11 protein-coding genes are annotated in these 12960 nt (G+C 40.8%); 4 read left to right on the top strand and 7 right to left on the bottom strand.

Annotated elements, in window-relative coordinates:
* Positions 1 to 6: 6 nt before the first annotated feature.
* From ABH902_RS03190 to ABH902_RS03175, 4 genes are all read right to left on the bottom strand, one after another.
* On the bottom strand, positions 7 to 3198 hold the full coding sequence (locus ABH902_RS03190; protein WP_404589149.1) for an SNF2 helicase associated domain-containing protein: 3192 nt from the start codon (positions 3196 to 3198) through the stop codon (positions 7 to 9).
* Between the two features lie 19 nt (positions 3199 to 3217).
* Positions 3218 to 6355: an AAA family ATPase gene (locus ABH902_RS03185; RefSeq protein WP_404589148.1), complete on the bottom strand. Its 3138-nt coding sequence runs from the start codon at positions 6353 to 6355 to the stop codon at positions 3218 to 3220.
* A gap of 1 nt (position 6356) precedes the next feature.
* Positions 6357 to 7493, bottom strand: a complete 1137-nt coding sequence (locus ABH902_RS03180; RefSeq protein WP_404589147.1) for an exonuclease SbcCD subunit D — start codon at positions 7491 to 7493, stop codon at positions 6357 to 6359.
* A gap of 155 nt (positions 7494 to 7648) precedes the next feature.
* Entirely contained in the window at positions 7649 to 8263 is a 615-nt protein-coding gene (locus ABH902_RS03175) for a lysophospholipid acyltransferase family protein (protein ID WP_404589146.1), read from the bottom strand.
* A 183-nt stretch (positions 8264 to 8446) separates the two neighbouring features.
* Here ABH902_RS03175 and ABH902_RS03170 point away from each other — a divergent pair, with 183 nt between their 5' ends.
* Genes ABH902_RS03170 through ABH902_RS03155 form a run of 4 tightly spaced genes read left to right on the top strand, consistent with a single transcriptional unit; the run spans position 8447 to position 10362 of the window.
* Positions 8447 to 8872, top strand: a complete 426-nt coding sequence (locus ABH902_RS03170; RefSeq protein ID WP_404589145.1) for a GNAT family N-acetyltransferase — start codon at positions 8447 to 8449, stop codon at positions 8870 to 8872.
* Positions 8873 to 8887: 15 nt separating this feature from the next.
* Entirely contained in the window at positions 8888 to 9622 is a 735-nt protein-coding gene (locus ABH902_RS03165) for a tRNA1(Val) (adenine(37)-N6)-methyltransferase (RefSeq protein ID WP_404589144.1), read from the top strand.
* On the top strand, positions 9612 to 9893 hold the full coding sequence (locus ABH902_RS03160; protein WP_404589143.1) for a GIY-YIG nuclease family protein: 282 nt from the start codon (positions 9612 to 9614) through the stop codon (positions 9891 to 9893). Before ABH902_RS03165 ends, ABH902_RS03160 begins: the two co-directional genes overlap by 11 nt.
* Positions 9877 to 10362 carry a GNAT family N-acetyltransferase gene (locus ABH902_RS03155; protein ID WP_404589141.1) on the top strand — a complete coding sequence of 162 codons (486 nt, stop codon included), beginning with the start codon at positions 9877 to 9879 and terminating at the stop codon, positions 10360 to 10362. Before ABH902_RS03160 ends, ABH902_RS03155 begins: the two co-directional genes overlap by 17 nt.
* Before the next feature lie 70 nt (positions 10363 to 10432).
* Here ABH902_RS03155 and ABH902_RS03150 read toward each other — a convergent pair whose 3' ends face one another.
* The 3 genes from ABH902_RS03150 to ABH902_RS03140 form a co-directional block, all read right to left on the bottom strand.
* Complete coding sequence (locus ABH902_RS03150; RefSeq protein ID WP_404589139.1) at positions 10433 to 11533, bottom strand: low temperature requirement protein A; 1101 nt, start codon at positions 11531 to 11533, stop codon at positions 10433 to 10435.
* Positions 11534 to 11698: 165 nt separating this feature from the next.
* Positions 11699 to 12247, bottom strand: coding sequence for a cysteine hydrolase family protein (locus ABH902_RS03145; protein ID WP_404589137.1), 549 nt, complete (start codon positions 12245 to 12247; stop codon positions 11699 to 11701).
* 15 nt (positions 12248 to 12262) lie between these two features.
* Positions 12263 to 12955 (bottom strand): 5'-methylthioadenosine/adenosylhomocysteine nucleosidase, encoded by a 693-nt coding sequence (locus tag ABH902_RS03140; RefSeq protein ID WP_404589135.1) that lies wholly within the window; start codon positions 12953 to 12955, stop codon positions 12263 to 12265.
* Between the last annotated feature and the right edge of the window lie 5 nt (positions 12956 to 12960).

Genomic DNA, 12960 nt, shown 5'->3' with positions numbered 1-12960 from the left:
CGCTTTTTATTCTCCAATACTTAAAATAGTCCGAATATCGTCTTCTGTTAATTTAGCCAGTTGTTCTTCGCTTCCCTGAATTACCTTCTGGAAAAGCTCACGTTTTTCCTGCTGTAAAGAATCCATTTTTTCTTCAACCGTTCCTTCAGCAATCATGCGCCAAACCTCGACCACATTCTTTTGACCGATTCGATGTGCACGTCCGGCCGCTTGCTCTTCCACTGCCGGATTCCACCAAAGATCATATAAAATTACGGTATCCGCCCCGGTCAAATTCAATCCAGTTCCGCCAGCTTTCAGCGAAATTAAAAAGACATCCTTTTCGCCATTATTGAATGCATCCGCCATTGCCATGCGTTCCTTAGGTTTGGTACTGCCTCTCAAATAAAAGGTTTCCAAGCCAAGCTCATGTAATTCTGTTTCAATCAGCGACAACATACTGGTAAACTGTGAAAACAGCAACACTCGCCGCTTGTTCTCTTTGGCTGCGACTAGCAAATCCTTCACTTGCTCCAGCTTTCCGGAGCCTCCAGTATAATCTTCCACAAACAGCCGCGGATCACAACAGATTTGTCTCAAGCGAGTCAGTCCCGCTAAAATGCTCAAACGATTCTTCTTAAAGACATCCTGATTCATGCCTTTAACGTCTTCCTGCATTTGTTTCAAATAAGCTAAATAAACCGTTTTTTGTTCTTCCGTCAAAACACTGTAAAGATTACTTTCAATTTTTTCCGGTAAATCATCCAGCACGGTTTTCTTATCTCTCCGTAAAATAAACGGCTGAATCATTTTAGCCACTTCTTCCGGCTTCATCGCTCTAAACAACGTACGCGTTGGAAATAAACCTGGCAAAATCATTTGAAAAATGGACCACAACTCATCCAAATTATTTTCAATCGGTGTTCCGCTTAATGCAAAACGCTGCGGTATCGTTAAACTTTTCAACGCCTGTGCCGTTTTTGTGCTGCTGTTTTTAACCATCTGTGCTTCATCTAAAATTAAATAGCCCATATTTAGAGTTTGATACAGCTCAACATCTTGTCTTAAACTAGCATAAGAAGTAATGATCACGTCTAAATCCTGCTGTGCAGCCAGTCGTTCTCGCTCATTTTTATTACCTGCTACTACCACAGCTTTCAGAGTCGGAGCAAATTTCTTCAATTCAGCTGACCAGTTATAAATCAAGCTGGCCGGAGCTACAATTAAAGCAATACCCTGCGCCTGAGCTTCTTTTTCCGATAATAGATACGTGATCGTCTGCAAGGTTTTCCCTAAACCCATTTCGTCGGCTAAAATTCCGCCAAATTGATAATGACTAAGCATTTTCAGCCATTTGAAGCCCTCTTTTTGATAAGAACGCAATGTCGCCTGAATTCCTTGGGGCAGCTCCGCTTGAAATTTTTCGGGATGAGTCAGATTTTCAACCATTTCTTTAAAAGAAGCGGAAAAATGCGCCTGCTGATGATCCTCCAACAGATTTTCCAGCATTAAGCCCTGATTTTTAGGTATTTGAATATGTCCCTGCACATTTTTCATGTTTTTACGCAATCTTGCCAGCACTTCGCTTGTCTGCTGAAATTCTTCAGAATCAAATGACAGTACTTCTCCGGACTCCAAGGTATAAAAGCGATCATTTCGCAATAGGCTAGCCAACACAGCATCAATTTCATGCTCGTCAATCCCGGTAATATCAAAACGGACATCTAGCCAAGAATCGGAATCTGAAACGGCAATCTGCGGTTGGTGCTGATCTGCATCAAGAAATAGCTCTCTTAGCTTATTTCCCATCCGAACATCACCTAAACGACGAAACGCGGGAATTTCAGCTTTAAAAAAGTAGTACAATCTTTCACCCACAGGCAGCTTCTTCTCATAACCGTCTTCTGTCAGCTGATAGCCAAAGGTTTGCAGCTGCTCCAATACCTTTTGTTCTTTTTTGATATTGCGTACAACCTCTTGACCATTGGCAGAGGGTACAGAATGTTTTTTGTCCGTTGAAAAAACGACAGAGCCATAGGTAAAATCGACCCTTACCTTAATCATGCCCTTAATCTTGCGAAAAATAAACATCGTTTCCAGCGGGTAAGTAACAACCTCTTGTTCTACCTCTTCACTGACAGTAACAGAACCGATTTTTTTCAATAAAGGAACCACAGAACTGAATAAATCGGACACACTTGCTTTTTCATAGATAATTTCCGGTTTTTCCACTCTTTTCAGCAGCTGCAGCAAGGTGGAATATATACTGACCTGCTCTTGGTTAAAGCGATAAATCGTTTCTTTTTTAAAGCCCCAGCGATAATGAGATAGAAAGGTCGTCAGCTGATCTTCGATGGTTAATTGATAGTCCTCTGCACCTCTTTTGCTTATAGCAAAATGAATGGGCAAGGCTTCTTCACTAAAGGTCAGCGTACGGTATTTTTTTTGCCCGTCATTAAACTGAAAAGCAGCGGTTTTACTCATTTTTTCCAACAACGGACGACTTTGGTCAATCGGCAAAATCACATAACGTTTGTCTATTTTCCCTTTTACCTGTAGTCCGTTTGAGCCTAGCAACTGTCCCGTTTGATAAATCTCGGCTAATTGCTCCAGCACCTCTCTGGTGGTCAGCTCAAAAGCGGCCTTTTTCAATTCAAAGCGGTGCTGCTTATTAATGAGGAAAACACCTTCCTTTTGAAAGGTTTGAAAAAACTCGCCAATGTTTTTTATAATGTAGGTTTTAGGCTTAATGCCCTGATGTCCAAGCCTTAGCGATATCCCCAAAACAGACAGATCCGGATAAAAATTATTTGTTTCGATTACATCAACAACAAATTCTACCGCCAACGGCAAAATTCGTTCCTCTGCTTCTGTTTGCGCCAGCTTGGCAAAGCCCTTGGTAAACATTTCCGAAACAGAAACAGCTCGTTTTTCAAAAACCGACTGATCTTCTTTAATAATCCGAGAAAGGCCTTTTTGCCGTAGAGATAATTCTACCGCAACAGTATGTTTACAATAGCCATGATCCTGCCAGTAAGGACATTCACACCGGTCATTTTCCTTTGTCGTTCCATCCAATTCTACATGGTAAAGCTCTTTGCCCAATACTTCCGCGTGCCAAAGCTTTTGTTGTGTATCTTGATCAATGGAAAGCACCCGGCCTTCCTTCATATACTCACGGCCGCGCTCTACAATTCGTTCTGGAATACTCCATTTCATTCGTTTCACCTCCTGCCTTTTAGGTTGTTTGATAGGCAACCTTACTTTGCCCATTTCCGTTTGTCTTAATTTTAAGTTGCTGTGGAATTCGTGCTTTTAATTCATTCACATGACTAATTATTCCGATCATTCTTCCTTCACTTTCGATTGTTTCTAAGGCCTCCATTGCCATTTCCAACGCTTCATCATCTAAGGAGCCAAAGCCTTCGTCGATGAAGAGTGCTTCAATCAGTACACCGCCGGCTTGCTCTTGAATCACTTCCGCAAGAGAAAGTGCCAACGCCAAAGCCGCAATAAAGCTTTCGCCACCGGATAATGTATGCGCACTGCGACATGTTCCCGCATTGTCATCATAGACATTAATCTCCAGTCCTGTCTGGTTTTTATAGCTGCCGGAATCCTGATTTAGCTCAAACTGATACCGATTTTTCGTTAACAGGCTTAAGCGCTGATTCGCAACCTCCAGTACTCCTTGCAGATAAGTTTGCAGCACATAACGCTCTAAGCTAGTTTTGCGCGGATTATCCCCGTTCACAGTTGTAGCTAATTGATGTAGCGCAGTCACTTCTTCCCATTGTTCATCTATAGCGGCAATCAATGCTGATACCTGCTTTTGAATGGCAGCATTGGTTTGCATTTTTTCCTGCCGTTTATAGTAAGCCGCTTCTTTTTGTTCAATTGTTTCGGTCAGCTCTTTAATTTCGTCATTCAGATTCGCAAGCTCCGGCAACTCTTTATTTTTTAATGAGGCTGCTAAATCTGTTAATTGAAACGTTAGCTGTTCATACTTTTTATCAAAAGCCGCTAATTCCGCTTGTTTATTTTCCAAAGTAACCAGCTCATTGATCCGTTGGCGCAAAGCTGCTTCATCCAATGCAACATCAGAATTCGCTAAAATTTTTGTCAGCTTTTGTTTCAGCGCCTCCTGTTCTTTTTGATTGCTTTGTCGCTCTTTTTCAAGATGAGCTGCACTATTTTTTAAGACTAATTGTTGTTCATTTAAAACGGTCAGTTGCTCGCTAATTTCCAGCTTGGCTGTTTCCCACTGACTAAGTTGTTGTTCAAGCTGCTGCATTTTCGTTGTGACCTCTGCAAGTGTGCTATCCGGTAATTGTTGAGAAAGTACTTTTTCTTTAGTCAAACGATTTTGTTGCGCTTGACTTTGTTCGGCCACCAGTGTGTCCTGTTCCGTAATTTTAGCTTGCAACTGGGTTAATTCATCCTGAACGGTATTAATTTCGGCTTCTGCAGCGGTTGTATGCGCAAGCTCTTGAACTAAATCGGCTATTTCTCTTTTCAGCTTAGCAAGGATTTGTGCAACCTCTTCCAGCTCTGTCGTAAAAGTAGCGGGAAGCTCTTCTACAGCTTTGATTGTCGTCAGCTGTGCTGCAATTTTTTCAGCCTGCAGCTTTTGTTCCTGAACCAGTTCTTGCTCTGAATGCTGAAGCTGCTCCAGTTGAGCCTGTAGCTTGGCAAGCAGCTGTTCTTGTGCTTGAACCAGCGCTTCTGTTGCATTCAGCTGTTCTTCACTCTCTTTGATTTCTTCAAGTGAAAATTCATGCGGCTGACTTTGCTGTGGATGCTCTAAAGCGCCACAAACAGGACAAGGTTCGCCCTCAACCAAGAGCAAGCTCAACCGACTAATCTGCATTTTAGCCCATAAACTCTTTTGTTTTTTGACTTTTCGCTGCAGCTCCGCTTGCCGTTTGGTGGCTGCTGCTTGCTCTGAAGCGGTCGCTGTTTGCTGTTTTTTTAACATCTGCATTTTGTCATACAGCTGCTCTTGCTGCTGTATCAACTCAGCCAGCTTCAACCATTGTTCTTGCTGCTTTTCTAACATTAGCTTTTGCTTTTCAAGCGTCACCTGATTTTCAATAATTGCTTTTAATTTTTGATATTTTTCAGCTAATCCTTGCTGCTGTTTCTGCAAAGCAGTGCGTTGGTTTGCAGCTTGCTCAAGAGTAACGGCGGCTTGAGTGATTTCTAGCTGCAGCTCTTCTTTTTCTGCGAATAAAGGTAGCTGAAACTGGATTTTATTTACTTGTTTTTTCATTTCTTCGATCGTTGTTGCTTGTGCTTGATGCGCCACTTGTTTTTGCTGCCATTGCTGTAGCTGCTGTGACAAAGCTGACTGGTCTTTTTCGTTATCTGTCAGCTGCTGTTGATAAGAATGAACCAGTGCCGCTTTTTCATCCATTTTTTCAACAAGCGCCTGATGACCTTGGCTCCATTCCAGCTCCTTGATTTCAGCACGTAGCTGATCAAATGCTGGTTTTTGCTGTTCCAGTTTGTTTTTTTCTTCTTTCAATTGTGCTAGTTTAGTAAAGCTGTTGTTTAATTCGTCCAATGCATATTTTTCCTGCTCCTTGGCTTGTTTTTGCTTTTCCAATTGTCGCAAGTCTTCTTTTGCTTGGCTTTGTTGAGTCAGACGCTGGTTTTGCTCTGTTTCCAACGCCTTCAGCAGCTCTTCTATCGTTGCCTCTTCCGGCTTGGCTGCTTCCCACGTTAATTGATCAAGCTTGGCCGAAATCGTCTGTCTGGTTTTTTCAATTTCTTTATTTAAGGTTTTTAATTGTTCTTTTAAGCGCTCCGTTACTTCTTGGTATAACTGAGTACCGAACAAATTACGCAGCACTTTTTCTTTATCATTACTGTTGGCAATTAAAAAAGTCCGAAACTCACCCTGCGGTAAAAGAACGATTTGGGCAAACTGATTCGCATCCAAATGCAGCAGCTCTTCAATACATTGATCGACTTCCCGTCTTTTCGTGTATTCTCGCAGTTCTTTTCCATTGCAATCCTTAACCACTAATGAAATCTTGGCGGCCTGTACGCGCGTACCAGCACCGCGCTTTTTGAATAAGGTTTGCTCCGGCTTACGACTAATTTCGTAAATGTGATCACTATGGGAGAAGGTTAAGCATACCTCTGTCGGTTCTGAAGGGTCGGCAAAGGTTGAGCGCATTTCCTTTCCTTGTCTTAATTTTCCAGAGCTTTCGCCAAACAAAGCATAGCTCATTCCATCAAAAATCGTGGTTTTTCCCGAGCCGGTTTTACCGCTAATTAAAAATAATGAAGCCGCATCAAATTTATTGAAATCAATGGTTTCATTAATATACGGACCAAAGTTTTTTAAGGTCAATGTCAATGGCTTCAACTTATTTCCCTCTTTCTTCTTGATGAATCGCGGCTAAATGCTCCTTTAGCCATGATTGCTGCTGCACGCTTAACACTTCACCGGTAACCTCTGTAAAAAATTGATCGACCAGTGCCACCGGCTCTAAAGTTTTAAGGGTCTGTCTGGCTTCTCCTTGAGACTTCGTTTCTCTGCCAAATAAGCGCTCCACACCAATAATTCGCGGATAAATCTGTCTTAATTGATTCATCATATTCGGGATAATTGCGCGGTCCGTCAGTTGAATATGCAGATAATCCTCCCGATTGATTGATTCATAAAAAGCCGGTGCTGTTATTTCCTTAAACGCCCCTTCAATTTGAACAATATCTCTGAAAGGTGTTAATTCTTTAAACGTAAACTCCGTATGGCCAGGCGTCACGTCAACAATAAAGACGCCCTTTTGCTGATTTTTTTCCGACAATGAAAATTTTAGCGGTGAACCACTATACCGCGCTTTGGGTGCCTGCAGGGCATTTTTTCCATGTAGATGACCCAATGCAGTATAATCAAAGACCTCTAAAAGTGAAACCGGTACAGTATCTAAACCGCCGACCATTAATTTCGTTTCAGAATCGGATTTCTCACTGCCAGCAACAAAAAAATGACTGACCAGTACATGCGCCATATCAGGTTTAAATTGTTTGGTCATTTCATTAATGACTGCTTTCATTGCTTGCTCGATGGTGCGGATGGCTTCATTTTCAAAATAGATACGTGCCGAAATTGGTTCAAAATAAGGCAATAGGAAAAACTGCGTGTTATTCATTTCAATAGGCTGAAACGCTTGTATCAGCTGCGTATTCAAATGAAAATTCGACTGCGCAAACCAAGGTCCCCCTGTCTCCAGACGCACGCTGCTATCATGATTTCCGGAAATAGCCAAAACAGGATATTTCTCCTGTAAATTCATTTTAATAATCATTTGATTAAAGACCTCAATCGCTTCAACAGCCGGAACAGAACGGTCATATAAATCGCCTGCGACAACGATCGCCTCTACTTTTTCCGCTTTAGCAATTGCCAGAATTTGTTCAAAAGCAGCCTTTTGTTCTTCCAATAAATCATAGCCGTGTAGCTTTTTGCCGATATGCCAGTCTGCTGTATGTAAAAAACGCATGATTCCACCACCTAAAAAAGTCCTTCTTACTATTATAACAAATTTACAGCAAAATATATCCCTGAAAGGTATTATATTTTTATAAAAAAAATGTATCTTAACAAAAAAATCAACGAATGATTTTTCAGTAAGATACACGTTTTATTTTTTTGTGCTTAAGCTTCATATTTAAAATTTGGATCAATTTCCTGATCCAGCTGGTTAAAGGCTGTCTGCATTCTACGTTCGACTTCAGCGATGCCGTCCTTATCCATCTTTTGAATGTCACTGACATCAATCGGTGCGCCAAATCTGACTGTCACTCGACGACGTTTAAATAAATCCTTCAAAGTCAGCGGTCCTTGATAAACTGCTGGAACAATTGGTACCTTAGCCATCTTAGCGATCAAAGCAACGCCGCCTTTTAATTCAGAAGAATGGCGCGTACCGCTTGGAAACATAATTAAGCTCAATTCCGTATTTTTTAATAATTTTACTGGTGTTTTAATGGCACTTGGACCAGGTTTTTCACGATCTACAGCAAAGGCATTGGCATGTCGTAAAATAAAGCTCAAAATGGGATTTTTGAATAATTCCTTTTTGGCCATAAAACTGAACTTCTTCGGTGAACCGCCAACTGCTAAATACAATGGCTCCCACCAAGTTCTATGCGGCGCCACTAATATGTAATTTTCATTTTGAGGAATGCGGTCTTTCTTTTCATAGTGCGCATTACCATTGATTATAAATAAAATCACTCGGACAATTCCGCGCATAAATGTAAAAAACATAGCTTTCTTCCTTTCTTTTTCACTAGCTTTAAGTATGCCGAAAATGAGGCTTTTTGACAAGTCTTTTTCAGAGGTTTCTTTTAATCTTAATCGTAGTATAATACAACGACGCCCGAGCTTCTACAAAAGAGCTTTTTATTTTGGAATAACTGCTATATAATCGAAGGAAAAGGAGAAGTCTTTATGCTTGAATTCAAACAGCTGACTCTTGCCGAAAATGAAAAACGTCTTATCGCGTTGCTTTCTGAACAGCAGGAGGCAGAAAAAAAGGTGCCCGCCGAAGAAAATACCAGCTTTTCATGTGCTCTTTATGAGGATGGTCATTATATTGGTGGCATCACAGCGAATAAGTGGATGAACACAACACACATTTCCTTGCTGGCATTAAACAAAGAAGCTCGTTCAAAAGGCTATGGTACCAAACTCTTGCAAAAAGCCGAGGCTTTTGCTGCAGATTGCGGCTCTAGCCAGATTACTATTCATACGCAGGACTATCAGGCCAAAGCCTTTTACGAAAAATTTGGCTATCGTGTGTTTGGGCAATTAGCGGACACTCCCTTTGCAGGAACTACTAAATATTACTTAGTCAAGCAACTACTAATCGATTAAAGGACTGAAATAAACATGCTACTACCAGGTGAACGGATTGATCAATTATATGCGGATGCTATTCAAATCATCCAAAGCAAGGAGGTTTTCTCCTTTTCAATAGACGCGGTTTTACTTGCAAATTTTCCAGCTTATCCCAAAAAAGGAACTATTGTTGATCTGTGTGCCGGTAATGGTGCTGTTGGTTTGTTTGCCAGCCGCAAAACACAAGCACGTATTATTCAAATCGAACTGCAGGCTCGTCTGGCGGATATGGGCAACCGTAGTATTCAGTTGAACCAGCTGGAGGAACAGCTGAAAATGATCGAACTGGACTTAAAGCAAGCTGCAACTGTCGTTAAACCTGATTCATGTGATCTCGTTCTTTGCAATCCTCCTTATTTCAAAGAGCTGCCGGCTAGTCAAAAAAATCCGAATCCATATTTAGCTATTGCCCGCCATGAAATTCAGACAAGCTTGAATGAAGTCGTCGAGGTTTCGGCTAAATTACTTAAAACTAATGGACGTCTGGCCATGGTTCATCGTCCGGATCGTTTTCTAGATATTCTTCAGGCAATGGCAACCGCCGATATTGCCCCTAAACGTGTACGCTTTGTTTACCCCAAAATCGGCAAAGAAGCTAATACGTTATTAATAGAAGGTATTAAACAAGGCAAAAAAGCCGGCTTTCGTGTTTTACCGCCGCTATTCATCTACGATGAACAGCAGCAATATTCTCCGGAAATGCAGGCGATGTTATATGGCAAATAGTCATTACTTTTACGTGCTCTATTGTAAGGACCAAACCTTTTACGGCGGCTATACGACTGATCCTGATCGGCGCTTAAAGGAACACAATGATGGCATCGGTGCAAAATACACTCGCTTGCCTTCACGTCGTCCTTTAGAGATGATTCATGTCGAGACCTTCGCCAGCCGCAGTGAAGCAACCAAAGCCGAATATGCCTTTAAAAAACTAACACGCCTACAAAAGATTGCCTACCTAAAAGAAAAAGGAGCACACTATGACCATTCAAATTAGACGTTTTCAACCATTAGATGCTGCTGCGGTTGCACAGCTTTTACATCGTAATTTTCTTGAAGTGAACAGCTTGGATTATCCCTTCGCACAGATGGAAAAACTGGTCGCAGAATACACTCCAGATAAGCTTTGTGAGCAGGCTCGTTATGCACATACCTATGTTGCAGAAAGCCGCGATCAGATTATAGGAACTGGAACAATTTGTCCGTACTGGGGTTCAGTTACAGAAAGTATTATTTTAAGCGTATTTGTTCATCCTGACAAGCATCGTAAAGGTATCGGTTCATTACTTATGGACATGCTCAAACAAGATGAATTTTTTCTTAGAGCCGATCGTATCGAAGTTCCAGCCTCAAGAACAGCGAAGCAATTTTATCTTAACCAAGGCTTTACCTTGAAAAACCAGAACGAACCAGAAGATGAGCAAGGATACATCCGCATGGAAATATATCCAAATAGACGAGCGTGAGACAAAAGTTAATAACACTTTTGCTTCACGCTCTGAGTACGAATAAACGATGACCAAAAACCAGATTTTTCTACTCTGCCATTTCTCGTTTCACTTTATACAGGAAGAATAATAAAAACAAAATAGTAACTATCATAAATAGCCAAACAATCTCTTGAATCAACAAACTTAGGGCAATCCAAGCGATAAAGAAGAGAATATTTTTACTGATAAAGGCCAAATAATTATGCTCCCTTTTACTATAAATAATCATATTTATAATTATTCCGCCTAAAAATAGCGCTAGGCTGAGAGCAGCAGTTATTACAAAGAACAAGGACTGAATGGTGCCACTAAGGTATTTTTCATAAAGAACAACGATTAAGCCTAAACCGATAAAAATAAAGTAATGCGAATAAATTAAGACTAACCCACCTGTATGACTTTGTCGATCTATCCCGGTTTTATAAATTGTATGATAAAAAAGCAACAATCCCAATATCATTAAAAAGAATAAGATATTTCCTAAACCGATTTGATCAAAAATAATTGTCTGCCCTACAGCAATCACTGCTGCTCCAAATAAAAACAACGTTGCTAAACTATATCTTTCCGTCAAATCGCCAAAATTAACCGTTACCTCCGCCAGCATCTTTTTTAATGTAATGGGAAAGATCGCGGCAATCAGGACGGAAAAACCGTAAATTGAACTCCTGGCAGTAAAACCTCCCCAAGGGAAAATAGTGATAAACCCAATTCCGCCAGTAAGACTAAGCATAATAACTAATTGAAAACAAAGATTTTTTAAAGCGACATCATTAGTAGTCCGCATTTTTAAATAATACTGAACAGCCATACTAAAGAATAAAATTGAAGTTGCGCTTGCAAAGGTTACATGTGTTTGTGCCATATCCATGCTAAGCGCTTGGGATAAGACCAACACCCAAAACATGTCAAAAAATAAAAATAACGGAGTCAATTTATTCTTAACCGAAAACCGATTGGCAAACACAATCTGATAAGACCAGATTGTCCAAAAAACAAGGGACACCAGCAAAAACTGACCAATACTCTGAAAAGTTATGAACTGATTTACAGGAACCAGCATGACTGTTGCCACTCGGCTGAATGCATAAGCAAAAATCAAGTCATAGAGCAATTCAAATTCTGAAATTTCTTTTTTATTAACCATTCTTGGTCACTTCCATTCTTCTTTGATTGCCCCTTTTATCCTTCCTGTTTATTATAGCTTTGAACTCTTGATTAATACAAAAATAGCGACCTTTTAACTACTCTTTTACGCAAAAAAACTGACTGTCCGCTAGCTTTTTTAGCGAATCCAGTCAGTTTTTGTTAATTATTCGACGATAGTAGCACCCAACGTCTGTTCAAAATGCTTTAACGCCCACTGATGCCCTGTACCGTCAAAGCTGGCAACTGCATCTTTATGGATAAAAAGCTGATAGCCTAAATTATAAGCATCAACCGCCGTGTGTAAAACACAGATATCTGTACAAACACCCACAAGATGCAGTTCAGTAATTCTCCGCTCACGTAAACGTATATCCAAATCAGTACCGCTAAACGCTGAATAATGACGCTTGTCCAGCCAATAAACATTTGCTTGCCCTTTACTCTGTTCATAATAGTCGGCAAGTCTGCCGTAAAGCTTTCGCCCGGCTGTTCCAGCCAGATTATGCGGCGGAAATAAGCGGTTCTCCGGATGATACGAATCATCAGCTTCATGTCGATCAATTGCATATACAACAAAATCATTATTTTGAGTAAACAATTCCGTAACAGCCAATAATGCTTTTTCAATGGCTTGTCCGGCTTCCCCTGTTGTTAAAGCACCATTTGAAGCCACGAAATCATTTGTATAATCAATTGAAATTAAGGCTTTCATCGCTGTTCCTCCTGACTAAACTAAATGCTCGACAAAATGAATCACCATCTGTGCCGATTTTTCACCCGCTTCTTCAATAAATTCATCAAAAGTTTGAGAAGCCTCATGATCCGCTGTATCGCTAATTGCCCGTACCACTAAAAATGGAATATTAAACTGCGCAGCCGCTTGAGCAATTGCAGCCCCTTCCATTTCACATGCTAATGCATTCGGAAAATCCTGCAAAATACGGTTTACTTTTTCGCGGTCGTTAACAAAGGAATCTCCTGTAACAATTAAACCGGAATGTGTGGCAATGCCAGTCTTTTCAGCCGCTTTTTTAATTTCCAGCTTCAAATAGTCGCTTGATTCATAATACAAAGGCATTCCCGGCAGCTGTCCCGGTTGATAGCCGAAACCTGTCACGTCTACATCAAAGTATGCAAGCTTTTCACCAATGACTAAATCACCTACGGCTAACCCTTGGCCAATACCGCCGGCTGATCCTGTATTAATCACCATATTTACGCCATATTGATGAATCAATAAAGTCGTCGTTACCGCAGATAGCACTTTGCCGATGCCGGAGCGTACGACAATCACTTCATGACGTCCTAAAGATCCGGAGATAAACAATGCTCCAGCGCGTTCCCACGAACGTGTATCCGTTAAATGCTCCTTTAAAATTTTTACTTCTTGATCCATTGCGCCAATAATACCAATTTTCATGATAA

Source organism: Enterococcus sp. UD-01, assembly GCF_044909655.1.
Classification (GTDB): Bacteria; Bacillota; Bacilli; order Lactobacillales; family Enterococcaceae; genus Enterococcus_L.
Note: the sequence above shows the minus strand (reverse complement) of the source record. Positions and strands in the feature narration are given on the sequence as shown.

Excerpts from the sequence above, each read along its gene's own strand:
- ABH902_RS03190 (WP_404589149.1), bottom strand. The coding sequence starts at position 3,198 with ATGAAATGGAGTATTCCAGAACGAATTGTAGAGCGCGGCCGTGAGTAT.
- ABH902_RS03180 (WP_404589147.1), bottom strand. The coding sequence starts at position 7,493 with ATGCGTTTTTTACATACAGCAGACTGGCATATCGGCAAAAAGCTACAC.
- ABH902_RS03175 (WP_404589146.1), bottom strand. The coding sequence starts at position 8,263 with ATGTTTTTTACATTTATGCGCGGAATTGTCCGAGTGATTTTATTTATA.
- ABH902_RS03170 (WP_404589145.1), top strand. The coding sequence starts at position 8,447 with ATGCTTGAATTCAAACAGCTGACTCTTGCCGAAAATGAAAAACGTCTT.
- ABH902_RS03165 (WP_404589144.1), top strand. The coding sequence starts at position 8,888 with ATGCTACTACCAGGTGAACGGATTGATCAATTATATGCGGATGCTATT.
- ABH902_RS03160 (WP_404589143.1), top strand. The coding sequence starts at position 9,612 with ATGGCAAATAGTCATTACTTTTACGTGCTCTATTGTAAGGACCAAACC.
- ABH902_RS03155 (WP_404589141.1), top strand. The coding sequence starts at position 9,877 with ATGACCATTCAAATTAGACGTTTTCAACCATTAGATGCTGCTGCGGTT.
- ABH902_RS03150 (WP_404589139.1), bottom strand. The coding sequence starts at position 11,533 with ATGGTTAATAAAAAAGAAATTTCAGAATTTGAATTGCTCTATGACTTG.
- ABH902_RS03145 (WP_404589137.1), bottom strand. The coding sequence starts at position 12,247 with ATGAAAGCCTTAATTTCAATTGATTATACAAATGATTTCGTGGCTTCA.
- ABH902_RS03140 (WP_404589135.1), bottom strand. The coding sequence starts at position 12,955 with ATGAAAATTGGTATTATTGGCGCAATGGATCAAGAAGTAAAAATTTTA.